This is a genomic window from Vibrio sp. Vb0937 (assembly GCF_033338855.1).
Map to the genome: position 1 here is coordinate 1 of NZ_JAWOTK010000038.1, position 23,345 is coordinate 23,345.

Here is a 23,345-nt window from a genome sequence, read left to right on the forward strand (position 1 = left end):
ACAAACACCAAAAAAAGTACGAAAAAAATCGCAAATTGGCTCTTGAGTGTTTCGCGGATCAAATATCTAACAATAATCACGCTGAAATTACCTATACAAAACTTGTTTTTTTGGTCGAATCACTATAGTTTCCCGTTGAACCATTTATTTTTTTAAAAATTATAAACTAGATGTTAGTCGCTTAATCAGCTCTGCATGTAAGCCTGGAGCTAAAATTCAACAAGTAAGCGATCATTATCTAACATTTAGAGCAATTTGTCTTCAGGATGTAGGAGTACGCATGGAGTTCAGTGTAAAAAGTGGCAGTCCAGAGAAACAACGTAGCGCATGTATCGTTGTTGGTGTGTTTGAACCACGTCGCCTTTCTCCAGTAGCCGAACAACTTGATAAAATCAGTGACGGTTACATCAGTTCACTACTTCGCCGTGGTGATCTAGAGGGTAAACCTGGTCAGATGCTGCTACTGCATCAAGTACCAGGTGTTTTGTCAGAGCGCGTTTTACTTGTCGGTTGCGGCAAAGAGCGTGAACTTGGCGAGCGCCAGTACAAGGAAATCATTCAAAAGACGATCAGCACACTTAACGAGACAGGCTCAATGGAAGCGGTATGTTTCCTAACTGAACTGCATGTTAAGGGTCGTGATACATACTGGAAAGTGCGCCAGGCTGTAGAAGCGACTAAAGATGGTCTATACACATTTAATCAATTCAAGAGCGTGAAACCTGAGACTCGCCGCCCACTGCGCAAGCTTGTTTTCAACGTACCAACGCGTCGTGAATTGAACTTGGGTGAAAAAGCAATCACTCATGGTCTTGCTATCGCATCAGGTGTCAAAGCCTCAAAAGACCTTGGCAACATGCCGCCAAACGTAGCTAATCCAGCTTACCTTGCTTCTCAAGCTCGTCGTCTAGCGGACGATTACGAAACCGTAACCACCAAAATTATTGGTGAGCAAGAGATGGAAAAACTGGGTATGACCTCTTACCTAGCAGTAGGCCGTGGTTCTAAAAACGAATCTATGATGTCTATCATCGAGTACAAAGGTAACCCTGACTCAGATGCAAAACCGATTGTGCTCGTAGGTAAAGGTCTAACCTTCGACTCAGGCGGTATCTCTCTAAAGCCGGGCGAAGGTATGGATGAGATGAAGTACGACATGTGTGGTGCGGCATCGGTATTCGGTACAATGAAAGCGCTAGCGAAGCTAAACCTACCAATCAACGTTATTGGTGTTCTAGCGGGCTGTGAAAACATGCCTGGCAGCAACGCTTACCGTCCAGGTGACATCCTAACGACCATGTCTGGTCAAACTGTAGAAGTTCTGAACACGGATGCTGAAGGCCGTCTTGTTCTTTGTGACGCACTGACTTACGTAGAGCGTTTCGAACCAGACTGCGTGGTTGACGTTGCAACGCTAACTGGTGCTTGTGTTATCGCACTAGGCCACCATATCAGCGGCGTAATCTCTAACCACAACCCTCTTTCTCATGAGCTAGTAAACGCTTCTGAGCAAGCGAGTGACCGTGCATGGCGTCTACCAATGGCAGACGAGTACCACGAACAATTGAAGAGCCCGTTTGCGGATATGGCAAACATTGGTGGTCGCCCTGGTGGCACAATTACTGCGGGTTGCTTCTTATCTAAGTTCGCGAAGAAGTACAACTGGGCACACGTCGATATCGCAGGTACCGCGTGGAAATCAGGCGCAGCGAAAGGCTCAACGGGCCGTCCTGTCTCAATGCTTGTCCAATTCCTTTTGAACCGCAGCGGCCAAGAGACAGAAGAGTAATTTCTGAACAGAATCTAAAAGGGCCGCAAGGCCCTTTTTTATTACCTCGATTTTCTTGATTGAAAATCGGATTTAATATGGTTTCAGGAAGAGACCATCGGCAAGTGAGAGAATGATGCAAACAGCAACCTTCTACATCATTAACGAAGAGAGCCCGCAAGCAACGGTGGCTGGCTTTGAAGAATACATCGTGTTTTTGGCTCAGCACTTTGCTCGCCAAGGCGCTAAAGTGTATTTAAACTGCCAAGACAAACCACACGCCGAGCAGCTCGCTGAAACCTTTTGGCAAGTTGATGCAGACAAGTTCATGGCACATAACCTCGTAGGCGAGGGACCGAAATACGCCACCAATATTGAAATCGGCCATGAAGGTGTAAAACCTAATTGGAACCGTCAGCTGGTAATTAATTTGGCGGAAAATGAGACAACCTTTGCGAACAAGTTTGCTCAAGTGGTAGACTTCGTGCCCTGCGAAGAAAAAGCTAAACAACTCGCAAGAGAAAGATATAAAATTTACCGTCAAGCAGGTTACCAGCTGCAAACGATCGAAATTCAATATCCTTAACGGTCAATCCTTATAGTTAAGGCGATCTTGTTAAGATCCCTCACTTATAAAGATTGACTAAGATTCAACCATCAACGTATCCATTAAAAGAGCGCTATGGAAAAGACATACAACCCAACTTCAATCGAACAAGCTCTGTATCAGACTTGGGAAGAGAAAGGCTACTTTAAGCCACACGGTGACACTACTAAAGAATCATACAGCATCATGATCCCGCCACCGAACGTCACTGGTAGCCTACACATGGGCCACGCGTTCCAAGATACGATCATGGATACGCTTATCCGTTGTGAACGTATGAAGGGTAAAAACACCCTTTGGCAAGTAGGTACTGACCACGCTGGTATCGCAACTCAGATGGTTGTTGAGCGTAAGATCGCTGCAGAAGAAGGCAAAACAAAACACGATTACGGTCGTGAAGCTTTCATCGACAAAATCTGGGAATGGAAAGGCGAATCTGGCGGCACTATCACTAAGCAGCTTCGTCGTCTTGGCGCATCTGTAGACTGGGATCGTGAACGCTTTACGATGGACGATGGTCTATCTAACGCCGTTCAAGAAGTCTTCGTACGTCTATACGAAGACGATCTAATCTACCGCGGTAAGCGTCTGGTTAACTGGGATCCAAAGCTACACACAGCGATTTCAGATCTAGAAGTAGAGAACAAAGACACTAAAGGCCACATGTGGCACTTCCGCTACCCACTAGCAGATGGCGCTAAAACAGCGGATGGCAAAGACTACATCGTTGTTGCAACGACTCGTCCAGAGACCGTGCTAGGCGATACGGGTGTTGCAGTTAACCCAGAAGATCCACGTTACAAAGATCTTATCGGTAAAGAAATCATCCTTCCTATCGTTGATCGTCGCATCCCAATCGTGGGCGATGAGCACGCAGATATGGAAAAAGGTACTGGCTGTGTGAAAATCACACCTGCGCACGACTTCAACGACTACGAAGTAGGTAAGCGCCACCAGCTACCAATGATCAACATTCTGACTTTCGACGCGAACATCCGCGACTCAGCAGAAGTATTCAACACTAACGGCGAAGCAAGCGACGCTTACAGCACTGAGCTACCAGCTAAATACCACGGTATGGAGCGTTTTGCCGCTCGTAAAGCTATCGTTGCTGAATTCGACGAGCTAGGTCTACTTGAAGAAGTGAAAGATCACGATCTACAAGTTCCTTACGGCGACCGTGGTGGCGTGGTTATCGAACCAATGCTAACTGACCAATGGTACGTACGTACTGCGCCTCTAGCGAAAACCGCAGTTGAAGCAGTAGAAAACGGCGACATCCAATTCGTTCCTAAGCAATACGAAAACATGTACTTCTCTTGGATGCGTGACGTTCAAGACTGGTGTATCTCTCGTCAGCTATGGTGGGGTCACCGCATCCCAGCTTGGTACGACAACCAAGGTAATGTTTACGTAGGTCGCACTGAAGAAGAAGTTCGTAAGAACAACAACCTAGAGTCAGTCATTGAACTTCACCAAGACGAAGACGTACTGGATACGTGGTTCTCTTCTGCACTATGGACGTTCGGTACTCAAGGTTGGCCAGAGCAAACTGACGATCTGAAAGTATTCCACCCTTCAGACGTACTAGTAACTGGTTTCGACATCATCTTCTTCTGGGTTGCGCGCATGATCATGATGACCATGCACTTCGTGAAAGACGAAAACGGCAAACCACAAGTACCATTTAAGACGGTTTACGTTACTGGTCTAATCCGTGACGAAAACGGCGACAAGATGTCCAAGTCGAAAGGTAACGTACTTGACCCAATCGACATGATTGATGGTATCGACCTAGAGTCTCTCGTAGAGAAGCGTTGTGGCAACATGATGCAGCCTCAACTAGCGAAGAAGATCGAGAAGAACACTCGTAAGACGTTTGAAAACGGTATCGAAGCATACGGTACAGACGCACTGCGTTTCACTCTTGCAGCAATGGCATCAACAGGTCGTGATATCAACTGGGATATGAAACGTCTTGAGGGTTACCGTAACTTCTGTAACAAACTATGGAACGCAAGCCGTTACGTAATGATGAACACAGAAGAGCAAGATTGTGGCTTCAACGGTGGTGAGATTGAATACTCACTAGCAGACAAGTGGATCGAGTCTCAGTTTGAACTCGCAGCGAAAGCGTTTAACAACCATATCGACAACTTCCGTCTAGATATGGCTGCGAACACGCTTTACGAATTCATCTGGAACCAATTCTGTGACTGGTACCTAGAGCTTACTAAGCCAGTTCTATGGAAAGGTACTGAAGCACAACAGCGTGGTACTCGTCGTACATTAATCACGGTTCTTGAGAAGACGCTACGTCTAGCTCACCCAGTGATTCCTTACATCACTGAAACTATCTGGCAAAGCATCAAGCCACTAGTTGAAGGTGTAGAAGGCGAGACAATCATGCTTCAAGCACTGCCTCAATTCGACGAAGCAAACTTCAACCAAGAAGCGCTAGACGATATTGAATGGGTGAAAGCGTTCATTACCAGCATCCGTAACCTACGTGCTGAATACGACATCAACCCTGGTAAGCCGCTTGACGTTATGCTGAAAGCAGCAAACGCAGAAGACGCAGCGCGTCTAGAAGCAAACAAACAAGTACTGATGTCTCTAGCGAAACTAGAATCTGTTCGCGTACTTGCTGCTGACGAAGAAACGCCAGCGTGTGCGACAGCATTGGTTGCTAAGTCTGAGCTGATGATCCCAATGGCGGGTCTGATCGACAAAGATGCAGAGCTTGCTCGTCTAGATGGCGAAATCAAGAAGACTCACGGCGAAATCAAGCGTATCGAAGGCAAACTAGGTAACGAAGGCTTCGTAGCGAAAGCTCCTGAAGCGGTTGTTGCTAAAGAGCGTGAGAAACTTGAAGGCTACAAAGAGACACTAGCTAAGCTAGAAGAGCAGAAGACAACGATCGCTGCACTTTAATCGCTAAAAGCTAGAATAAAAGAATCAAAGGGTTGGTGTGAAAGCATCAACCCTTTTTGCATTTTATCGCTCAGGAAGCTTTCAAAGATATTCACTCTTCTCTCCTACTCTACCTCCTATTTAATAGCTTTTACCTATCAAACTAATCTTAACTGCCCATTAGATTTAATGATAATAATTCTCAATAATAGACCTATCGAAACAACACAACGATTGAGTAATTATCATGAAAAAGACACTAACCTTTGCAGCACTCCATTTTACTATCGCGTTTAGTGTCGCTTACGTGCTTACTGGCGACATTCTAATTGGTAGTTTAATTGCCATGATTGAGCCTTCAGTGAACACCGTCGCTTTCTACTTTCATGAAAAGGCATGGGCAAAAGTCCCAGCGCTTAAAGCTCGTCAGTGGATGACCAAATTAAAAACCGCAAGCTTTGCCACTATCCACTTCAGTGTTGCCTTTAGCGTGGTTTACTTACTAACAGGTGATGCGTTTGTCGGCGGTATCATGGCGATGCTAGAGCCAAGCTTGAACACAGTGGCTTACTACTTCCATGAGAAAGTATGGATGCGTAAATCAGATAGCCAAGCACCACAGTTCTGCTTACACCAACACGCTTAAGCATGGAGGCTCAATACGCCTCCTTACGAGCAAAATAACATTTACCATTGACAAAGTTGCGCACCGCAATTAATTTAATTGCGGTGCGCAACTTTATTTTTAGAGGTAAGTGATAATGAATGCTCGTCAACTTCGACACTATTCCCGTCAAGCCGTCCGATTGCTTGGTATGCTCGATAAACAATGCGGCGATGTCGCTCTCACTCCAGTGCAAGCGCACGCGTTAGGTGAAATCCAGCTGCAGCCGTTGACCATCAATCAACTGGCACAGCAGCTTAATGTCGACAAGTCCAATGCGAGCCGAACCGTTACCGGTCTGATTAAATTAGGCTTGGTTGAGAGCATCGAAAACCCAAAAGACAAACGTAGCCAACTTGTCGCGCTTACAGAGCAAGGGCAACAGGCGTTATCGCAACTAGACCAACAGCAAAACTGCTTCTTTGAACAACTGCTTACCCAACTCGATGACAGCGAGCAAGAGCAACTCAAACTTGGTCTAGAGACTTACCTAAAGGGGCTAACGAAAGTGTGTCAGGCTGAGGAATACGTTCTTCGACCTCTTACCAAAGCAGATAACTCGCAAGTTGCAGACGTGATTCGTAGAGTCTCTGCAGAATACGGTTTAACCGCAGACAAAGGTTATGGTGTGGCCGATCCAACGCTTGATGACATGTACTCGGTTTACGACCAACAAGGCGCAGCCTACTGGGTAGTCGAGTACCAAGGCGAGATTGTGGGTGGCGGCGGCTTTGCACCTTTAGCTGGTGAGCCAAATGTGTGTGAGCTACAAAAGATGTACTTCTTACCTCAAACACGAGGGCACGGTTTAGCCAAACGCATCGTCGCATTGAGCTTACAACTGGCGAAACAATTTGGGTATCAGCAGTGCTATTTAGAGACAACTGAATGTCTGAGAGAAGCGGTAAGCTTGTATGAAAAGCTAGGCTTTGAGCATCTCGATGCCCCGCTTGGACAAACAGGGCATGATGCATGTGAAGTCGTAATGCTTAAGATGCTGTAATAGATAATATTATTAGACGTTAAAGCACAACATGGGTAACACAAAGCTCCTGGCTCAAGGCAACAGTGAAGTTTTGGTGCTGCCCATCCAACTCAACAGACAACTGGTAGAGATCACTTGGATCAGGATCAGTAAGATCGGCATACTTTGGCGCTTCGATCTGGAATAAAGCGCTCGCATGCTCCGCTCGGACATCAATAGGAATATGGTAAGTCATGCCATTGAACTTAACCGATGCCGATACTAAACCCGGCGCAAAAGTTTGGTAGTACAAATCCACCTTAAACTCACAACCACCACCGTGGTGCCAAATCTGTTCAGTAGCCACGCGGTCTAAACGCACATTGCGAATAAACTGCAGATACGGCTCTTGCCATACCCCTAAGCGCTCGTCACTCTTTTGGTATTCATGATCTGCAAGTGAACACAACTCCGGTTTATCCTCATCCAACAGAAGATCTTCTTCTTCCTCAAGGAATAGGATCTCAAAACGGTTGCGCCCCATCTGCATGAACGGGCGAATGTCTTTCTTGTAGACATTTTGAGAACCGTCACAGTCAAACAATGCTACTCCGTTCAAACGCACTTCTGCATGGTAATCCACACCACCCAACACCATTTCTACCGCTGGGAATGCCATCATGGATTCATCCACTTCAATGTCATGCATCAGGTGCCACTCTTGCTGACGAATTGCTTCTTCTGTCATTTCAACTGGCAATACCTGACTCAAAGGAGCAGGGAAAGTAATGTCATCCTGTGGGATAGAAAGGTCCGTCAGTGGAGAGACTTGCCATAAACCGGCGAGTGAGAGTTGCATATACACCTTGAGCTAGATCAATTTTCACGCATTATAGGGAGAAATCCCCTATAAACTCAATGTGAATTATTTATCGCCTCCACATTCGTCAGTTTTTCAAGGTATAAAAAAACCAGCGTTAAACGCTGGTTTTTCCAAAAGTAGTGAGCTTTGATTACTCGTCGTCTTCATCTTCTTCAGGGTAAAGCGCATCTTCGCCTTCGTAGTACGTACCCCAACCGTCATAGATGATGTCGTATTTTTCTGCCAAGTGAATCAATTTTTCAACTTGCGCATCAATCGCTTCTGCATCTAGTGCGGACTCCATAGTCGCATCACAGCAAAGCAACTTGTTACCATCTTCATCTTCAGTTTCTTCTGCTTCAAGAACTTCAAAGCCCATCTTGAATGCTTCAACTACCGCTTTTTCTAGCGTGTCAAAATCTTCTGCAAACAGGTGGTGCTCAATTTCGTATAGCGAATCTGGATCGCTGCCATCTTCTAGCAATGCTGCAATGATATCGCGAGTCTCTTCCTTTTGAATCTCAATTAATTCTTCTACTGATAGATATTCATCTTCGTGAGACATGTTTTGGCTCCAGATTAGTTACTTGATGGAAACACAATACCCGATACTGAGTATGCTGATCCGGTGAAATATGGCATGGATTGCGATGAAAAGCCACAAACAAACATCATACCACTGCGATTCTTATCGGTTATTTGAATCTAAATATTAAACCGACCACACAAAGAAACAAAAAATTAACAAAGAATGGCGTTTTTTAATATTCAGAACATCCTAATTGACACTTAATGTGGTTATTTTCTCTTTCTATGCGTGTTTATGATGCTTTCTTGAATACACTCACGTGTAAAACGAAGATGCATAACGAATAAATTCACTTTAATAATGCATAATTTGGAATAAAAATGCACGTTTTATGCACTGTGCATGTATTCTTTCTCAACGGGAAAATTAGAATAAAAACGCACGCACTCTAATTTTAGTAAAATAGCATTTATATCTAATAATGAATTTCATAAGAATAAAAATAAAAATAAAAAACTCACAAAACCATAAACACCAGAATATAAACAAAGCTTGATAACTTGCATCTTTCTAGGAAGCTTGTCATAACTAATGGCTGGAAAATTTGTAAGGATACAAAATGAGCAAGCTGTACGTTGGATCAGAAGTTGGTCAACTTCGACGAGTTCTATTAAATCGCCCTGAACGCGCCCTAACCCACTTAACTCCGTCAAACTGTCATGAGTTGCTATTTGATGACGTTCTTGCTGTAGAAGCGGCAGGTGAAGAGCACGATGCATTCGCACGTACGCTGCGCGAGCAAGACGTTGAAGTGCTTCTCCTCCACGATTTACTGGTCGAAACCCTCGCTGTTCCAGAAGCAAAACAATGGCTGCTGAACACTCAGATTTCTGACTTTCGTTACGGGCCAACCTTTGCGCGAGACCTACGCCAATACTTTTCAGAAATGGATGATGAACACCTTGCCTGCATCTTTTTAGGTGGCTTAGCTTACTCAGAGCTACCGATCTCCTCATCTTCTATGCTGCCAAAAATGAAGCGTCCTCTCGACTTTGTTATTGAGCCACTGCCTAATCACCTCTTTACTCGTGATACCTCATGCTGGGTTTATGGCGGCGTTTCTCTTAACCCGATGATGATGCCTGCACGCCAACGTGAAACAAACCACTTACGTGCGATTTATCGTTGGCACCCAATTTTTGCTGGCCAAGATTTTATCAAATACTTCGGTGACGATGATCTGCATTATGATAATGCGAATGTCGAAGGCGGTGATGTGTTGGTTATTGGTAAAGGTGCAGTTCTTATCGGTATGTCTGAGCGTACGACTGCACAAGGTGTAGAGAACCTTGCAGCAAGCCTATTTAAAGCAGGCCAAGCTACCGAGGTGATTGCAATTGATCTGCCTAAACACCGCTCATGTATGCATTTAGACACTGTGATGACCCATATGGATGTAGATACTTTCTCTGTCTACCCAGAGATCATGCGCAAAGATCTCGACACATGGCGCTTAACACCAAAAGGCAACGGTGAAATGCATGTTGAAGCCTCACATAACTATCTGCACGCGATTGAGTCCGCTCTTGGCTTAGATCAGCTGAAAATCATCACCACTGGTGGCGACAGCTATGAAGCGGAACGCGAACAATGGAATGATGCCAATAACGTTCTAACTGTAAAACCGGGCGTAGTAATTGGTTACGAACGCAACGTATACACCAACGAAAAATACGATAAAGCTGGCATCAAAGTACTGACAGTACCTGGTAACGAGCTTGGTCGTGGTCGCGGTGGCGCTCGCTGTATGAGCTGTCCAATAGAGCGAGACGATATATAACTTACTCGTCCCTTTACATTAGGTGAATCAAAACTAAGGTTGATGTGAATACATCAACCTTTTTTAGCTTCATTTGAAAATAATTATTCACAATAAAAGCATTTATATGTTTTAATGAATTCTATTAATCTAATCACATGTACTAAGGGACGAGCTATGGCTTTCAATTTACGTAACCGCAACTTTTTGAAGCTATTGGACTTCTCAACCAAAGAAATCCAGTTTTTGCTCGAACTGTCTGCAGAGCTGAAAAAAGCTAAATATGCAGGAACAGAGCAGAAGAAACTTCAAGGTAAAAACATCGCACTAATCTTTGAGAAATCTTCGACTCGTACCCGATGTGCGTTTGAAGTCGCTGCCTTTGACCAAGGTGCTCAAGTCTCTTACATCGGCCCTTCTGGCTCGCAAATCGGTCATAAGGAATCGATGAAAGACACTGCTCGTGTTCTTGGTCGTATGTACGACGGGATTGAATACCGAGGCTTTGGCCAATCCATTGTTGAAGAGCTTGGTACTTATGCTGGTGTTCCAGTGTGGAATGGTTTAACGGATGAGTTCCACCCAACCCAGATCCTTGCTGACTTCCTGACCATGCAAGAGCACGGCCGTGGTAAACAGCTACATGAAATAACCTTCGCTTACCTAGGTGATGCGCGCAACAACATGGGTAACTCACTTATGGTGGGCGCAGCGAAAATGGGCATGGATATTCGCCTTGTCGCGCCAAAAGCGTTCTGGCCTGAAGAAGATCTCGTGGCAACTTGTCAAACTATCGCGCAACAAACCGGTGCAAAAATCACGTTAACAGAAAGTGTTGAGGAAGGTGTGAAAGGTTGTGACTTTCTATACACCGACGTTTGGGTGTCTATGGGTGAGTCTGCCGAGGCATGGGATGAGCGTGTAGCGTTAATGACACCTTATCAAATCAATATGGACGTGATTGAGCAAACGGGTAATCCACATGTGAAATTCATGCACTGCCTTCCAGCTTTCCACAATGATGAAACCACCGTCGGCAAAGAAGTCGCTGAAAAATACGGTATGAAAGGCCTTGAAGTAACAGAAGAGGTATTTGAATCGGAATACTCCATCGTATTCGACGAAGCTGAAAACCGTATGCATACCATCAAAGCCGTGATGGTTGCGACGCTAGGAAGCTAAACCAGTGTGCAAAAACAGCCGATAAAAACCATGATGTAATCGCTTGCGCTCACGAAAGTTAAGCGTATAATGCTCGGCAATTTGTCTGAGGATTAAGAAATGACCACGCTGATTGCTGACGTAAAAACGCGATTTGCTCTCGCTAAGCGACTACGCTTACGTGGTGTTATTTTCGTTAATTCTATTGAATTTTAAAACCTCCCCATTGGGGAGGTTTTTTTATGTCCAAAATTCCTTTCGGTTATTTGGATGTAGTCATCAATGTTATAGGGAAGAAGATCATGGCGAACTCGCTTTACCAGAAGCACATCATCTCTATTCCAGAGCTTTCACGCGAAGAACTGGAACTTATCGTAGAAACAGCAGGTAGCCTTAAAAAAGCACCTCGACCAGAACTGATTAAAAACAAAGTCGTTGCAAGTTGTTTCTTTGAACCATCAACACGTACACGTTTATCGTTTGAAACAGCGATTCAGCGCATTGGTGGTGACGTGATTGGCTTTGATAATGATGGTAATACCTCTCTGGCGAAAAAAGGCGAAACACTCGCAGATTCAGTACAAGTCATCTCTTCTTACGTCGATGCCTTTGTGATGCGTCATCCACAAGAAGGCGCCGCTCGCTTGGCCTCTGAATTTTCAAATGGCGTGCCAGTGATCAACGCGGGCGACGGTGCAAACCAACACCCAACTCAAACGCTACTCGACCTATACACCATCGCGGAAACACAAGGGCGTCTAGACAACCTGAACGTCGCATTCGTAGGTGACCTAAAATATGGCCGCACAGTGCACTCACTGACTCAAGCCTTAGCAAAGTTTAACAACATCCGCTTCTTCTTTGTTGCACCAGATGCGCTGGCAATGCCAGATTACATCTGCGAAGAACTAGACGAAGCTGGCATTCAATATAGCCTACACACAGACATGGAAAGTGTGATTCCTGAACTGGATATTCTGTACATGACACGCGTACAGAAAGAACGCTTTGACGAATCGGAATACGCACATATTAAGTCGGCTTACATCCTAACGGCGGCACTACTAGAAGGCGCGCGTGAGAACTTGAAAGTACTGCACCCACTACCACGTGTGGATGAAATCACAACTGATGTTGATAAAACGCCTCATGCTTACTTCTTCCAGCAAGCTCAAAATGGCGTGTATGCTCGCCAAGCACTGCTGGCGCTTGTTCTAAACGAAACACTGTAATCGAGGGGAAAAATCATGGCTAAAGAAACTCAATTGCAGGTAGAAGCAATCAAAAATGGTACGGTCATCGACCACATCCCTGCGCAAATCGGCATCAAAGTATTAAGACTGTTCGATATGCACAATTCATCACAACGCGTAACGATTGGACTGAACTTGCCATCATCAGCACTCGGTCATAAAGATCTACTCAAAATCGAAAATGTGTTTATCAATGAAGAGCAAGCGAGCAAGCTAGCGTTGTATGCTCCTCACGCGACCGTGAATCAAATCGAGAATTATGAAGTGGTGAAAAAGCTCGCGTTAGAGCTTCCTGAGCGCATCAATGATGTATTTGAATGCCCGAATTCAAACTGTATTTCTCATAATGAACCAGTAGAAAGCAGCTTTAGCGTGTTCGAGAAGAAACAAGAAATCCGCCTAAAGTGTAAATACTGCGAGAAAGTGTTCTCACGCGAGATCGTAACCGAGCGATAAACACGCCGCACGACTAGGCTGTGATACGTTTAAAATACCCTGTAATGTCAGGGTATTTTGCTCTTTACCTACCGAGGGTTTAGAGGCAAACTGAGAATCTTTATTCCCTACAACTGATGGAAAAAATCAAATGACGAAAGTACTTCACACTGAGTCTGCACCAGCAGCAATCGGTCCTTACGTTCAAGGCGTAGATCTAGGTAACATGGTTCTTACTTCAGGCCAAATCCCAGTAAACCCAGCGACAGGTGAAGTGTCTGCTGATATCGCAGAACAAGCTCGTCAGTCTCTAGAAAACGTAAAGGCTGTAGTTGAATCTTCAGGTCTTAAAGTATCTGATATTGTAAAGCTAACGGTTTTTGTTAAAGACCTAAATGACTTTGGCACAGTGAACGAAGTTTACGGCAAGTTCTTTGATGAGCACGGCGTAGCAAACTACCCTGCACGCTCTTGTGTAGAAGTGGCTCGCCTACCAAAAGATGTTGGCATCGAGATTGAAGCAATCGCTGTTCGCAAATAATTACACTTGCTGACAAACATAAAAAAACGGGTAGCTCAGGCTACCGGTTTTTTATTGTCTTTTCGTGATGATATCGCAGTAAAACTTAAGCAGCGTTGCGCTGTTTGACTTCTTCATCTAACGATTCAAGCTTCTCTTTCATCTGTTCACGACAGATATTCGCTAACTCGCGAATGCCCTCTTTACCATAGCCTTCAGTGCTGATTGGAGGTAGCATTTCAACAATCACATGACCATTGTTCCAACGGTTCAGCTTAATTTTATTCGTCGAGCTACATACGATAGGAATGATTGGCACACCTGCACCAATTGCCGCATGAAAAGCACCTGTTTTGAATGGCAGCAAACCACGCCCACGAGAACGCGTGCCTTCTGGGAACATCCACACCGAAACATCACTTTCTTTCATGCTGCTCACGACCTGATCGATAGTACCTTTTGCTTTAGAACGATTCGCTCGGTCAATCAGAATGTTACCCGTAAGCCAGTAAAGCTGACCAAACAGTGGCATCCAAGCCAAGCTCTTTTTACCTACTGTCACAACTTTCGGAGTCACAGCCGCAGAAACAGTAAACATGTCCCAGTTGTTCTGGTGGTTAGCAATGTAAACATGTTGGCCGCGTGAATACGCATCTTCAGGGATACGCAACTCTAACTTAATCCCAAACACACGAGACATCTTGGCAAACAAACGGCCAAAAGTGAAAACGTGCTTAGGGTTTCTAGGGCTTAATAGGCAGTAACCACAACCACCAATAAACATAACAATCGCAAAGATAGCGACAGCAAATACACGTAACAGTGCAATCATTCTTGTTCTCCAGGAACCGGCTTTTGCCAGATACAGCTATTAATATCTCTCTTTCCATAAAGGGAAAATATGGTCATGAGAGTGATATAAAAAAGCCGAAACTCAGGTTTCGGCTCTCTTGATATCCAAGTTACCTGCGGTGCAGTTTAACTTGACTAGCTCACTCGCTCAATATTTGCGCCAAGTGCAGCCAGTTTATTTTCGATTTTGTCGTAACCACGGTCGATATGGTAAATACGATCAACGACGGTTTCGCCTTTAGCAATGCAACCTGCAATAACCAAACTAGCCGAAGCTCGTAGATCGGTTGCCATGACTTGCGCACCGCTGAGTGACTCAACATCACCACAGATAACCGTATTGCCTTCGATCTCAGCTTTAGCGCCCATACGCATGAGTTCTGGTACGTGCATAAAGCGGTTTTCAAAGATAGTCTCTGTGATCACGCCGCCACCTTTCGCCATCATGTTCAGAAGCGTAAATTGAGCTTGCATATCCGTCGGGAAACCAGGATGTGGCGCAGTACGTACACTTACCGCTTTTAGCTCGCGGTCGGTCATATCAACGGAGATCCAATCTTCACCCGTTTCGACAAGCGCGCCAGCTTCTTCCAGCTTGGCGAGAACCGCTTCAAGCAAATGAGCATTAGTGTTGCGACATACCACTTTACCGCCAGATACTGCTGCTGCGACAAGGAATGTTCCCGTCTCAATACGGTCAGCAACCACGTTGTGTTTACAACCGCCTAGGCGCTCAACACCTTCAATCGTAATGGTATCTGTGCCAGCGCCAGAGATTTTTGCGCCAAGCTTATTTAGGAAATCAGCGGTATCGACGATTTCAGGCTCACGCGCAGCGTTATCTAGTGTTGTTGTGCCTTCCGCCAGCGCTGCCGCACACATGATGGTGATCGTCGCGCCTACGCTGACTTTATCCATCACGATGTGCGCGCCTTTTAGACGACCATCCACTTCTGCTTTTACATAACCATCTTCTAATGTAATGGTTGCGCCAAGCTGCTCTAAACCAGAAATATGCAGATCCACAGGACGGGCACCGATGGCACAACCGCCTGGTAAAGAAACCTGACCTTGACCAAAGCGCGCCACCAAAGGACCTAAAGCCCAAATAGAAGCACGCATGGTTTTCACCAAATCATAAGGCGCGCAGTATTCTGTAATACTGCTTGGGTCAACATGAACAGAGCCATTGCGGCTTACTTTCGCGCCTAAACGCTTAAGCAGTTCCATGGTTGTATCGATATCACGAAGGTGTGGTACGTTTGCCACTTCTACTGGCTCTTCCGCCAAGATAGACGCAAATAAAATCGGCAGTGCTGCGTTTTTTGCACCTGAAATGGTCACTTCACCAACTAGTGGTTTATCTGACCCAATAACTCGAAACTTTTCCATCAATAAACCTTAAAGCGACATCAATTTCTTATCACGAGCCCACTCTTCTGGTGTGAACGCTTTGATTGATAATGCGTGAATGTCGTTACGCTGGATGTATTCCATCAGAGGAGCATAAATTAGCTGCTGCTTCTTAACGCGGCTCATTCCATCGAAACAAGCATCAACAGCAACCACTTCATAGTGGCTACCTTCACCTTTCACATGCACTTCTTGAAGGTTTAGTGCTTCTTCTAATAACTGTTGTACTTTTGCGCTATCCACAATTTACCCCTGATAATTCTGTATGTGTTTGGCCACTAAAGATTCAACATTGCTCAGTTGAAACAAAGTGCGCAGTTGCGCCGGCACGAAACTGAGCATTATATGACAGTTTTGCTTTTTTGCATGCTCTAATAAGTGGATTAACATCACCATTCCTGCAGAGTCGACGCGCTCTATCTCTTTTAGCGAGCATTCCAGCTCCGATTGAGCAGGTTGCCATTGCTGTGCATACGCCCACAATGAAGGCACTGTATCTCTATCAAGTGCCCCTGTTAGCTTAAGAATGTTTTGATCCAATTGCCATTGAGCGGGAGTCTGGGCCATTATTTCTTCGCCTCGAAGCGGATCGGTTCTGCGGCCAATTTTTCTAGGTCTTTAGCAACAGATAGAATACCTTCTTGACGAATTTTACTGTTCCATTCGGATTGTTTACTAGAAAGCAAACTAATGCCCTCTGCAATCATATCGAATGCTTCCCACTCACCAGACTGGTTGTCTTTACGCAGTTTAAACTCAAGTTTGATGTTTGGACGCGGAGTATCGATGATATCAACTTTAATGCTTGTAATACGCTTAGAGTCATCAATGCTAGGCTCAGGACCAAACTCAATTTTTTGGTCAGAGTATTGCGTCAACACTTGTGCATAAGACGCAATCAGGTACGCACGAAATGCATCGATAAACTCAAGTACATCTTCACGCTTAGCACCTTTTAAGTTTGGACCAAGAAGTTTTAACCCTGCATATCGGTAGTTGACGTAAGGCATTAGCTCTTCTTCAACGATCACTTTAAGTAAATTTGGATCTTGTTTGATTTTCGGCTGTTCGGCTTTCAATCTTTCGAACGTGACTTCAGCTACCTGCTTCATCATCTTATAAGGTTCAGTTTTATCCACCTCTGCTGCTGTTGCTCCAAAAACGCTAAACACAGCACAAACTGAAAGTAGTAATCTCGCTAACATAGTTATTCCTTACTTGAGTCGTCTGAACCACCTACGCTGTAGAGTACTTGACCAATTAAGTCTTCAAGCACAAGCGCCGATTTGGTGTCTTCGATGGTATCACCATCCACCAGCATGACTTCATCATCAAAAACGAAGCCAGGTACTAAACCAATGTATTGCTCACCAATCAGGCCAGATGTCAAAATTTGTACGCTCGACGTTTCTGGAAACTGATTGTATTTGCTATTGATAGATAGTGTTACAACTGGCAATAAGTTGTCTGGGTTAAGCGAAATACTACTTACTCGACCAATCACAACGCCCCCCACTTTTACGGGCGAACGAACTTTTAAACTGCCAATATTATCGAACTCGGCTTTGAGGGTATAAGTATCACCAGAGCCAATGCTTTTTACGTCAGCAACTTGAAAAATCATCACAAGAATCGCGCAAATTCCCGCTAATACAAAGCTGCCAACCCATAATTCAGTTTTACGTGTTTGTTGCATGATTAATTCCCAAACATCAATGCGGTCAGTACAAAGTCTAATCCTAGTACTGCTAAAGAAGAATGCACAACAGTGCGCGTAGTTGCTCGGCTGATCCCTTCCGATGTTGGAATAGCATCATAACCGTTAAATAGAGCGACCCAAGTAACCGTAATTGCAAACGCAAAACATTTGATCATACTGTTACCAATGTCTTGCCCTAGCTCAACAGAGGACTGCATCGCTGACCAAAAACTGCCGTGATCAACGCCTTTCCAGTCAACACCAACAAGCTGAGCGCCCCAAATTCCCACAGCCATGAAAATCATAGCCAGTAAAGGCATTGAGATAACCCCAGCCCAAAACCGTGGTGCAATCACTCGTTTCAATGGGTCTACCGCCATCATTTCAAGGCTAGACAGTTGTTCCGTTGCTTTCATTAGACCTATCTCTGCGGTTAACGCAGAACCGGCACGACCAGCAAACAAAAGTGCAGTAACAACAGGTCCTAATTCACGGAGTAAAGAAAGCGCCACCATTTGCCCCAAACTGCCTTCTGCGCCGTAATCCACCAACACAACATAGCCTTGTAGACTCAAAACCATTCCAATGAACAGACCAGATACGACGATGATCGCCAGCGACTGAACACCAACAGAATAAAGTTGCTTAACAAGCAGAGGAAAGCTTTTGATCGGTTGTGGCTTAGAAAATAGCGCCCCAATCAGCATGAAAGTCGCACGACCAAATGCTCCGCAAATAGAAAGCGTGCGTCGACCCAGCGAGGCGACAAAGTGAATGAAGTTATCGACCATCAAATAAGTCCTTTTCGATACTTTGAGAAGGGAAACGAAACGGTACAGGACCGTCGGCATCACCTTGTAAGAACTGCTGGACACGAGGATCAGAGTTTTGAGTCAGCTCTTCTGGCGTACCATAGGCGATGATTTTTCCATCGGCCATCAGGTATACCCAGTCAGCAATACTCATGACTTCAGGTACGTCGTGAGAAACCACAATAGAGGTCAAACCTAACGCTTGGTTTAGATTGCTAATTAGCTCAACCAAAACGCCCATAGTGATTGGGTCTTGCCCCACAAACGGCTCATCGTACATGATCAAGTCAGGGTCAAGTGCGATTGCACGAGCCAAAGCAGCGCGTCTTGCCATACCACCTGAAAGCTCACTCGGCATTAATTGCGCCGCGCCGCGCAGACCGACAGCTTCGAGCTTGAGTAACACCATGGTGCGAATCAAATCTTCCGATAAATCGGTATGCTCTCTCAATGGAAAGGCGACATTATCAAAAACATTCAAATCAGTGAATAAAGCCCCTGACTGGAACAACATGCTCATTTTCTTTCGAGCATGGTAGAGTTTTTTACGCGAGAGAGAGGGAATATTGTCGCCATCAAACCAGATCTCTCCTTGCTCGGGATACAACTGACCACCAATCAAACGCAGCAATGTTGTTTTACCAATACCCGATGGTCCCATAATGGCCGTCACTTTGCCCTCAGGAACATGCAGATCAATATCATCAAAGATCATGCGTTCTCCCCGTGAAAAAGTGAGGTTGTTCACGGTGACTAAATCGTTGTTCGACATATCATCTCTTCTACTGTAGGAGCGTTGCAACTCACGGAATCATCAAGCAGATACTCATCGGAGTTGAATTCTACGTTTAATAAAGTAACGTCGGTACATTTATTAGGCTGCAATCATAAGCACATTGGCGTTGAATTTAAAGCACTGTTCAATTAAATAAAGTCGACTATATCCCTGCAATTTCTCATGGTTTATGACCTAATTAGCACGAAGTGTTTAAATCCTAGACCAGAATTGCTCATTTAAATGAGTGAGATTTACATACATTTTCGTTACTAACCTTTAATTTATTCTTCGTTTATCTTCCATTTTAGGCCGCAAAAGGTCAAAATTAGCGGTTATTCATTTTACTTATTTAATACTTAGGAATTCTCATGCTCGAAGCCGTTGCGTTGCTTATAGTCGGTCTTGTTTTGCTTGTTTGGAGTGCAGATAAACTTGTTTTTGGCTCTGCAGCGATAGCCCGCAACGTCGGTATTTCCCCGCTTGTCATCGGCATGACAATCCTTGCGATGGGCTCATCCGCCCCTGAGATGATGGTATCTGCAACCGCCGCTTGGGATGGCAAAACGGATACAGCGGTGGGTAACGTATTAGGCTCAAACATAGCGAACATTGCGTTAATCCTAGGTATTACAGCGCTGATCAAGCCTTTGTCGATTAGCTCCGCCGTCATCCGCCGAGAACTGCCACTCATGATAGCCGTAACCGTACTCGCTGGTATTCTGCTTTGGAATAGCCATCTCGGTTTTTATGAGGGTGTCTTATTGTTTGTACTCTTTGGGGCATTTTTATTTGCTATGTTGCAAATCAGCCGCAAAGAGCAAAAATCAGGTGATGTTTTTCTTGATGACCAAGAGTCAGAGATCCCAGAAGGCGTCAGTAACCCTAAAGCAATCATGTGGGTGGTTATTGGCTTGATACTGCTTCCTTTGGCAGCCAGCATGCTGGTTGATAACGCGGTAATTATTGCTAAACACTTTGGTATGAGCGACCTTGTTATCGGCCTAACTATTATCGCCATTGGCACTAGCCTGCCAGAACTGGCCGCATCACTTGCGGGAGTTTTAAAGGGTGAAGACGACATGGCTGTCGGTAACATTATCGGTTCGAATGTGTTTAACATTCTGGCGGTAATGGGGATTCCTGGCATCATTAATCCATCGGTGCTCAGTGAGTACGCGATGGGACGTGACTTCTGGGTCATGTTAGGCGTTTCATTGTTACTTGTCGCGATGTGTTTGGGTAAATCACGCAGTATTAACCGTATTGAAGGTGCCATCTTGTTTGTGTGCTTCTTAGGTTACCAAGTGTACTTATTCGCAAACATGACCGCTTAATTACCACGATCAATAAGTAGAGATCTGATATGTCCAATCAATTTGATTTTCGCGCTGCTGCTAAACAAGTTCTTGATATCGAAGTTGCTGCTCTGCAAGAGCTAGATACCTACTTTGATGATCAATTTGAAAAAGCGTGTGAACTTATCCTTTCCAACAACGGCAAAGTTGTCGTTATGGGTATTGGCAAGTCAGGCCATATTGGTAACAAGATTGCCGCCACTCTGGCAAGCACTGGGACTTCTGCGTTTTTCGTTCATCCAGGCGAAGCCGCACATGGTGACTTGGGTATGATTAGCCCAGGTGACATTGTGCTGGCAATTTCTAACTCTGGTGAATCAAACGAAATTTTGTCTCTATTTCCAGTATTAAAGCGCCTGAATATTAAGATCATCAGCATGACAGGTAAGCCAGAATCAAATATGGCCAAGCTGTCTGACTTACACCTGCAAATTACGGTACCTCAAGAAGCTTGTCCGTTAGGCCTGGCGCCAACTAGCAGTACGACTGCCACATTAGTGATGGGAGATGCATTAGCCGTAGCTCTGCTTCAAGCTCGTGGTTTTTCTGCCGAAGATTTTGCCCTATCTCACCCAGGTGGTGCACTGGGGAGAAAACTGCTACTTAAGTTGTCTGATATTATGCACTTTGGAGAAGCGTTACCTAAAGTTTCTCCTGACGCATTAATTCGCGATGCCCTGCTTGAAATTTCAGAAAAGGGGTTAGGCATGACAGCCATCGTCGATGAGCACGATGCTATGCTTGGTATATTCACCGATGGTGATTTACGTCGTACCTTAGACAAGCGTATCGATATTCATACGACGGCAATTGGCGAGGTCATGACGACAAACCCAACCACAGCACACCCTGATATGCTGGCGGTTGAAGGTTTGAACTTGATGCAGAATAAAAACATTAACGCTCTGATTTTATGTAAAGACGAAAAAATTGTGGGTGCACTGAACATGCACGATTTACTAAAAGCTGGCGTGATGTAATATCAGCACAAACATTTAAATCATTTATTAGACGAATAAAGGCAATGGTCAGGGAAGTACTGAGCTAAACGATAGGCCTTCATTATATGAGTTTTACTCGCCTTATTTATTTGCTCTTGATCTTCGTTGTAGCGTGGTGCGGTTATTACCTACTAACCCCTAAAGGCAACGACGCAATTCAAGTAGCACCAGATTCTGAACTGCCCATGTTCAGTGGTTCTGGATTAGAAAACATCACCTACGGTGAAGATGGTGTCCGCAGTTACATCATTCGCTCCACTAACTTAGACCATTATGCTAAGAGTGGAGATACTATTTTTAATAACCCGACTTTGATGGTTTACCGTGAAGGTAGCGTCATTGAATGGAAGGTGACTGCCACAAGAGCAGTGTTAGATGAAGACCAAGTTTTGACTTTATATGACAAAGTCTTAATGCAAAATCTTCTGCCTGGTGCGAGTTTTGATACCATGGCAACAGACAAATTGGTCATTAATCTAACCAATCGTGATTTTAAAGCTGACCAACAAGTGATGTTGGTTGGACCACAATTTGAAACTACTGGAGGCGCAATGCAAGGCAACTTAAAACAGCATACTGCGACTCTGACAGATGAAGTTCAAGGTCGATATGAAACCGTTACACCTTAGCCTACTGGCACTGGTATTGGCGGCGCCTCAAGCGCTGGCACTCAAGTCGGATACTCAACAGCCGGTTTACATAAACTCTGACACTCAACAGGTGGATATGAAGAGTAACCAGGTTGTTTTTGAAGGCGATGTATCTCTTAAGCAAGGGAGCATCAATATCGATGCTGATAGAATCGTGGTAACTCGCGATCCTAAAACCGAAGCAATTAAACAGATTCAAGCATTTGGTAAACCTGCGAAGTTTTCTCAGCTGATGGACGATGGTAAAACACTTAGTGGTCAAGCTACGGAGTTGGATTACCGTATTTCTACAGACGAACTGACCATGAAAGGTCAAGCGCAGCTGGCGCAAGACAACAACACCATCAAAGGTTCTTCGATTCGTTACCAAATTGGTAAACAAAAGCTAGTCGCAGATAGCTCTAAGGAAGAGCGCGTTACGACCATTTTGCAACCCAATCAGATAGAGAACTAATATGGCAGTACTGAGTGCGAAAAACTTGGCGAAAAGCTACAAAAAACGCAAAGTCGTCACTGATGTTAGCTTAGAAGTTGAATCTGGTCAGATTGTTGGGCTGCTCGGTCCAAACGGTGCGGGTAAAACCACCTCGTTTTACATGATTGTCGGCTTAGTACCTCGCGATGAAGGCACCATTACCATTGACGACAATGACATCAGTATTTTGCCGATGCATAGCCGTTCACGACTTGGCATTGGCTATCTTCCGCAAGAAGCGTCGATTTTCCGTAAGCTTTCAGTAGAAGATAACATCATGGCCGTACTTGAAACTCGTCAAGAAATGACGAGGGAAGAGCGCCAAGATAAACTGGAAGATTTGTTGGAAGAATTCCACATCCAGCACATCAGAACCAGTGCTGGTATGGCACTATCAGGGGGTGAGCGACGCAGGGTGGAAATCGCTCGAGCTTTAGCGGCCAACCCTCAGTTCATTTTATTGGATGAACCTTTCGCTGGTGTTGACCCAATTTCGGTTAATGACATCAAGAAAATCATTGAGCATCTGCGCGATCGTGGTCTCGGAGTGTTAATCACTGACCATAATGTACGTGAAACACTGGACGTATGTGAAAAAGCCTATATCGTGAGCCAAGGGCACCTAATTGCATCGGGAACTCCGGCAGAAGTTCTCAATAATGAACAGGTGAAACAAGTTTATCTCGGCGAACAATTCCGTCTATGATTATATTAGGAACGGTAAGATTCTGAGCATTACAAGGTAAGTAACACTGAATGAAACCTTCATTACAACTCAAGCTAGGTCAGCAGTTAGCCATGACGCCACAGTTGCA

The 23,345-nt window shown here is 44.8% G+C and carries 25 protein-coding genes; 15 read left to right on the plus strand and 10 right to left on the minus strand.

Going from position 1 to position 23,345, the window contains the following annotated elements; translation table 11 throughout:
- Nucleotides 1-280 precede the first annotated feature (280 nt).
- The 5 genes from pepA (at nt 281) to R7P67_RS21745 (ending at nt 6,955) form a co-directional block, all read left to right on the plus strand.
- Nucleotides 281-1,789 carry a leucyl aminopeptidase gene (pepA, locus tag R7P67_RS21725; RefSeq protein ID WP_005381073.1) on the plus strand — a complete coding sequence of 503 codons (1,509 nt, stop codon included), beginning with the start codon at nt 281-283 and terminating at the stop codon, nt 1,787-1,789.
- Between the two features lie 115 nt (nt 1,790-1,904).
- Complete coding sequence (locus R7P67_RS21730) at nt 1,905-2,354, plus strand: DNA polymerase III subunit chi (protein WP_025767624.1); 450 nt, start codon at nt 1,905-1,907, stop codon at nt 2,352-2,354.
- A 96-nt stretch (nt 2,355-2,450) separates the two neighbouring features.
- Nucleotides 2,451-5,309, plus strand: a complete 2,859-nt coding sequence (locus tag R7P67_RS21735; protein WP_258634567.1) for a valine--tRNA ligase — start codon at nt 2,451-2,453, stop codon at nt 5,307-5,309.
- Between the two features lie 226 nt (nt 5,310-5,535).
- Nucleotides 5,536-5,934, plus strand: a complete 399-nt coding sequence (locus tag R7P67_RS21740) for a DUF2061 domain-containing protein (RefSeq protein WP_005441986.1) — start codon at nt 5,536-5,538, stop codon at nt 5,932-5,934.
- A gap of 115 nt (nt 5,935-6,049) precedes the next feature.
- The gene (locus R7P67_RS21745) at nt 6,050-6,955 is read left to right on the plus strand and encodes a bifunctional helix-turn-helix transcriptional regulator/GNAT family N-acetyltransferase (RefSeq protein ID WP_262654029.1); all 906 of its coding nucleotides are present in this window, start codon (nt 6,050-6,052) and stop codon (nt 6,953-6,955) included.
- Nucleotides 6,956-6,974: 19 nt separating this feature from the next.
- Here the strand turns inward: R7P67_RS21745 and R7P67_RS21750 are convergent, their stop codons facing one another.
- Nucleotides 6,975-7,775 carry a glycosyl hydrolase 2 galactose-binding domain-containing protein gene (locus R7P67_RS21750; RefSeq protein ID WP_017821847.1) on the minus strand — a complete coding sequence of 267 codons (801 nt, stop codon included), beginning with the start codon at nt 7,773-7,775 and terminating at the stop codon, nt 6,975-6,977.
- A 154-nt stretch (nt 7,776-7,929) separates the two neighbouring features.
- On the minus strand, nt 7,930-8,343 hold the full coding sequence (rraB, locus tag R7P67_RS21755; RefSeq protein WP_005381081.1) for a ribonuclease E inhibitor RraB: 414 nt from the start codon (nt 8,341-8,343) through the stop codon (nt 7,930-7,932).
- A gap of 583 nt (nt 8,344-8,926) precedes the next feature.
- Between rraB and arcA the strand changes: the two genes are divergently transcribed.
- The 5 genes from arcA to R7P67_RS21780 all read left to right on the plus strand — a co-directional run bounded on the left by arcA (nt 8,927) and on the right by R7P67_RS21780 (nt 13,516).
- The gene (gene arcA / locus R7P67_RS21760) at nt 8,927-10,147 is read left to right on the plus strand and encodes an arginine deiminase (RefSeq protein ID WP_005381082.1); all 1,221 of its coding nucleotides are present in this window, start codon (nt 8,927-8,929) and stop codon (nt 10,145-10,147) included.
- Between the two features lie 156 nt (nt 10,148-10,303).
- Nucleotides 10,304-11,308: an ornithine carbamoyltransferase gene (locus R7P67_RS21765; protein ID WP_213898955.1), complete on the plus strand. Its 1,005-nt coding sequence runs from the start codon at nt 10,304-10,306 to the stop codon at nt 11,306-11,308.
- Nucleotides 11,309-11,589: 281 nt separating this feature from the next.
- Entirely contained in the window at nt 11,590-12,519 is a 930-nt protein-coding gene (pyrB, locus tag R7P67_RS21770; RefSeq protein WP_005381085.1) for an aspartate carbamoyltransferase, read from the plus strand.
- Between the two features lie 15 nt (nt 12,520-12,534).
- The gene (gene pyrI / locus R7P67_RS21775) at nt 12,535-12,996 is read left to right on the plus strand and encodes an aspartate carbamoyltransferase regulatory subunit (RefSeq protein ID WP_005381086.1); all 462 of its coding nucleotides are present in this window, start codon (nt 12,535-12,537) and stop codon (nt 12,994-12,996) included.
- Between the two features lie 130 nt (nt 12,997-13,126).
- Nucleotides 13,127-13,516, plus strand: coding sequence for a RidA family protein (locus R7P67_RS21780; protein ID WP_005381087.1), 390 nt, complete (start codon nt 13,127-13,129; stop codon nt 13,514-13,516).
- 85 nt (nt 13,517-13,601) lie between these two features.
- Here the strand turns inward: R7P67_RS21780 and R7P67_RS21785 are convergent, their stop codons facing one another.
- The 8 genes from R7P67_RS21785 to mlaF form a co-directional block, all read right to left on the minus strand.
- A complete protein-coding gene (locus R7P67_RS21785) occupies nt 13,602-14,327 on the minus strand; it encodes a 1-acylglycerol-3-phosphate O-acyltransferase (protein ID WP_005381088.1) in 726 nt (241 codons plus the stop codon).
- 155 nt (nt 14,328-14,482) lie between these two features.
- Nucleotides 14,483-15,739: a UDP-N-acetylglucosamine 1-carboxyvinyltransferase gene (gene murA, locus R7P67_RS21790; RefSeq protein ID WP_005388419.1), complete on the minus strand. Its 1,257-nt coding sequence runs from the start codon at nt 15,737-15,739 to the stop codon at nt 14,483-14,485.
- Between the two features lie 9 nt (nt 15,740-15,748).
- Nucleotides 15,749-16,003, minus strand: coding sequence for a BolA family iron metabolism protein IbaG (ibaG, locus tag R7P67_RS21795; RefSeq protein WP_005381092.1), 255 nt, complete (start codon nt 16,001-16,003; stop codon nt 15,749-15,751).
- 3 nt (nt 16,004-16,006) lie between these two features.
- Nucleotides 16,007-16,327 (minus strand): lipid asymmetry maintenance protein MlaB, encoded by a 321-nt coding sequence (locus R7P67_RS21800; protein ID WP_005381093.1) that lies wholly within the window; start codon nt 16,325-16,327, stop codon nt 16,007-16,009.
- On the minus strand, nt 16,327-16,965 hold the full coding sequence (gene mlaC, locus R7P67_RS21805) for a phospholipid-binding protein MlaC (protein WP_005381098.1): 639 nt from the start codon (nt 16,963-16,965) through the stop codon (nt 16,327-16,329). Before mlaC ends, R7P67_RS21800 begins: the two co-directional genes overlap by 1 nt.
- Before the next feature lie 2 nt (nt 16,966-16,967).
- Nucleotides 16,968-17,456 (minus strand): outer membrane lipid asymmetry maintenance protein MlaD, encoded by a 489-nt coding sequence (mlaD, locus tag R7P67_RS21810; protein WP_005381099.1) that lies wholly within the window; start codon nt 17,454-17,456, stop codon nt 16,968-16,970.
- Between the two features lie 2 nt (nt 17,457-17,458).
- Entirely contained in the window at nt 17,459-18,250 is a 792-nt protein-coding gene (mlaE, locus tag R7P67_RS21815; RefSeq protein WP_025767616.1) for a lipid asymmetry maintenance ABC transporter permease subunit MlaE, read from the minus strand.
- On the minus strand, nt 18,240-19,043 hold the full coding sequence (gene mlaF, locus R7P67_RS21820; protein ID WP_005388422.1) for a phospholipid ABC transporter ATP-binding protein MlaF: 804 nt from the start codon (nt 19,041-19,043) through the stop codon (nt 18,240-18,242). The genes mlaE and mlaF overlap by 11 nt, the downstream gene beginning before the upstream one ends.
- A 374-nt stretch (nt 19,044-19,417) precedes the next feature.
- On the opposite strand from mlaF, the gene R7P67_RS21825 reads away from it, so the two are divergent.
- From R7P67_RS21825 to lptB, 5 genes are all read left to right on the plus strand, one after another.
- The gene (locus R7P67_RS21825) at nt 19,418-20,383 is read left to right on the plus strand and encodes a calcium/sodium antiporter (protein ID WP_005381102.1); all 966 of its coding nucleotides are present in this window, start codon (nt 19,418-19,420) and stop codon (nt 20,381-20,383) included.
- Between the two features lie 29 nt (nt 20,384-20,412).
- The gene (gene kdsD / locus R7P67_RS21830; protein WP_005381104.1) at nt 20,413-21,384 is read left to right on the plus strand and encodes an arabinose-5-phosphate isomerase KdsD; all 972 of its coding nucleotides are present in this window, start codon (nt 20,413-20,415) and stop codon (nt 21,382-21,384) included.
- A gap of 86 nt (nt 21,385-21,470) precedes the next feature.
- Nucleotides 21,471-22,034, plus strand: coding sequence for an LPS export ABC transporter periplasmic protein LptC (gene lptC / locus R7P67_RS21835; RefSeq protein ID WP_005381106.1), 564 nt, complete (start codon nt 21,471-21,473; stop codon nt 22,032-22,034).
- Entirely contained in the window at nt 22,015-22,509 is a 495-nt protein-coding gene (gene lptA, locus R7P67_RS21840) for a lipopolysaccharide transport periplasmic protein LptA (protein WP_005381109.1), read from the plus strand. Before lptC ends, lptA begins: the two co-directional genes overlap by 20 nt.
- A 1-nt stretch (nt 22,510) precedes the next feature.
- Nucleotides 22,511-23,236, plus strand: a complete 726-nt coding sequence (lptB, locus tag R7P67_RS21845) for an LPS export ABC transporter ATP-binding protein (protein ID WP_005381111.1) — start codon at nt 22,511-22,513, stop codon at nt 23,234-23,236.
- Nucleotides 23,237-23,345 lie beyond the last annotated feature (109 nt).

Bases quoted from the DNA above. Each gene is read 5' to 3' on its own strand.
- mlaF (WP_005388422.1), bottom strand. From the start codon at position 19,043: ATGTCGAACAACGATTTAGTCACCGTGAACAACCTCACTTTTTCACGG.
- R7P67_RS21730 (WP_025767624.1), top strand. From the start codon at position 1,905: ATGCAAACAGCAACCTTCTACATCATTAACGAAGAGAGCCCGCAAGCA.
- R7P67_RS21780 (WP_005381087.1), top strand. From the start codon at position 13,127: ATGACGAAAGTACTTCACACTGAGTCTGCACCAGCAGCAATCGGTCCT.
- lptC (WP_005381106.1), top strand. From the start codon at position 21,471: ATGAGTTTTACTCGCCTTATTTATTTGCTCTTGATCTTCGTTGTAGCG.
- R7P67_RS21750 (WP_017821847.1), bottom strand. From the start codon at position 7,775: ATGCAACTCTCACTCGCCGGTTTATGGCAAGTCTCTCCACTGACGGAC.
- arcA (WP_005381082.1), top strand. From the start codon at position 8,927: ATGAGCAAGCTGTACGTTGGATCAGAAGTTGGTCAACTTCGACGAGTT.
- R7P67_RS21740 (WP_005441986.1), top strand. From the start codon at position 5,536: ATGAAAAAGACACTAACCTTTGCAGCACTCCATTTTACTATCGCGTTT.
- mlaE (WP_025767616.1), bottom strand. From the start codon at position 18,250: ATGGTCGATAACTTCATTCACTTTGTCGCCTCGCTGGGTCGACGCACG.
- kdsD (WP_005381104.1), top strand. From the start codon at position 20,413: ATGTCCAATCAATTTGATTTTCGCGCTGCTGCTAAACAAGTTCTTGAT.
- rraB (WP_005381081.1), bottom strand. From the start codon at position 8,343: ATGTCTCACGAAGATGAATATCTATCAGTAGAAGAATTAATTGAGATT.
- R7P67_RS21735 (WP_258634567.1), top strand. From the start codon at position 2,451: ATGGAAAAGACATACAACCCAACTTCAATCGAACAAGCTCTGTATCAG.
- R7P67_RS21745 (WP_262654029.1), top strand. From the start codon at position 6,050: ATGAATGCTCGTCAACTTCGACACTATTCCCGTCAAGCCGTCCGATTG.
- lptB (WP_005381111.1), top strand. From the start codon at position 22,511: ATGGCAGTACTGAGTGCGAAAAACTTGGCGAAAAGCTACAAAAAACGC.
- pyrI (WP_005381086.1), top strand. From the start codon at position 12,535: ATGGCTAAAGAAACTCAATTGCAGGTAGAAGCAATCAAAAATGGTACG.
- pyrB (WP_005381085.1), top strand. From the start codon at position 11,590: ATGGCGAACTCGCTTTACCAGAAGCACATCATCTCTATTCCAGAGCTT.
- mlaC (WP_005381098.1), bottom strand. From the start codon at position 16,965: ATGTTAGCGAGATTACTACTTTCAGTTTGTGCTGTGTTTAGCGTTTTT.
- mlaD (WP_005381099.1), bottom strand. From the start codon at position 17,456: ATGCAACAAACACGTAAAACTGAATTATGGGTTGGCAGCTTTGTATTA.
- murA (WP_005388419.1), bottom strand. From the start codon at position 15,739: ATGGAAAAGTTTCGAGTTATTGGGTCAGATAAACCACTAGTTGGTGAA.
- lptA (WP_005381109.1), top strand. From the start codon at position 22,015: ATGAAACCGTTACACCTTAGCCTACTGGCACTGGTATTGGCGGCGCCT.
- pepA (WP_005381073.1), top strand. From the start codon at position 281: ATGGAGTTCAGTGTAAAAAGTGGCAGTCCAGAGAAACAACGTAGCGCA.
- R7P67_RS21765 (WP_213898955.1), top strand. From the start codon at position 10,304: ATGGCTTTCAATTTACGTAACCGCAACTTTTTGAAGCTATTGGACTTC.
- R7P67_RS21825 (WP_005381102.1), top strand. From the start codon at position 19,418: ATGCTCGAAGCCGTTGCGTTGCTTATAGTCGGTCTTGTTTTGCTTGTT.
- R7P67_RS21785 (WP_005381088.1), bottom strand. From the start codon at position 14,327: ATGATTGCACTGTTACGTGTATTTGCTGTCGCTATCTTTGCGATTGTT.
- R7P67_RS21800 (WP_005381093.1), bottom strand. From the start codon at position 16,327: ATGGCCCAGACTCCCGCTCAATGGCAATTGGATCAAAACATTCTTAAG.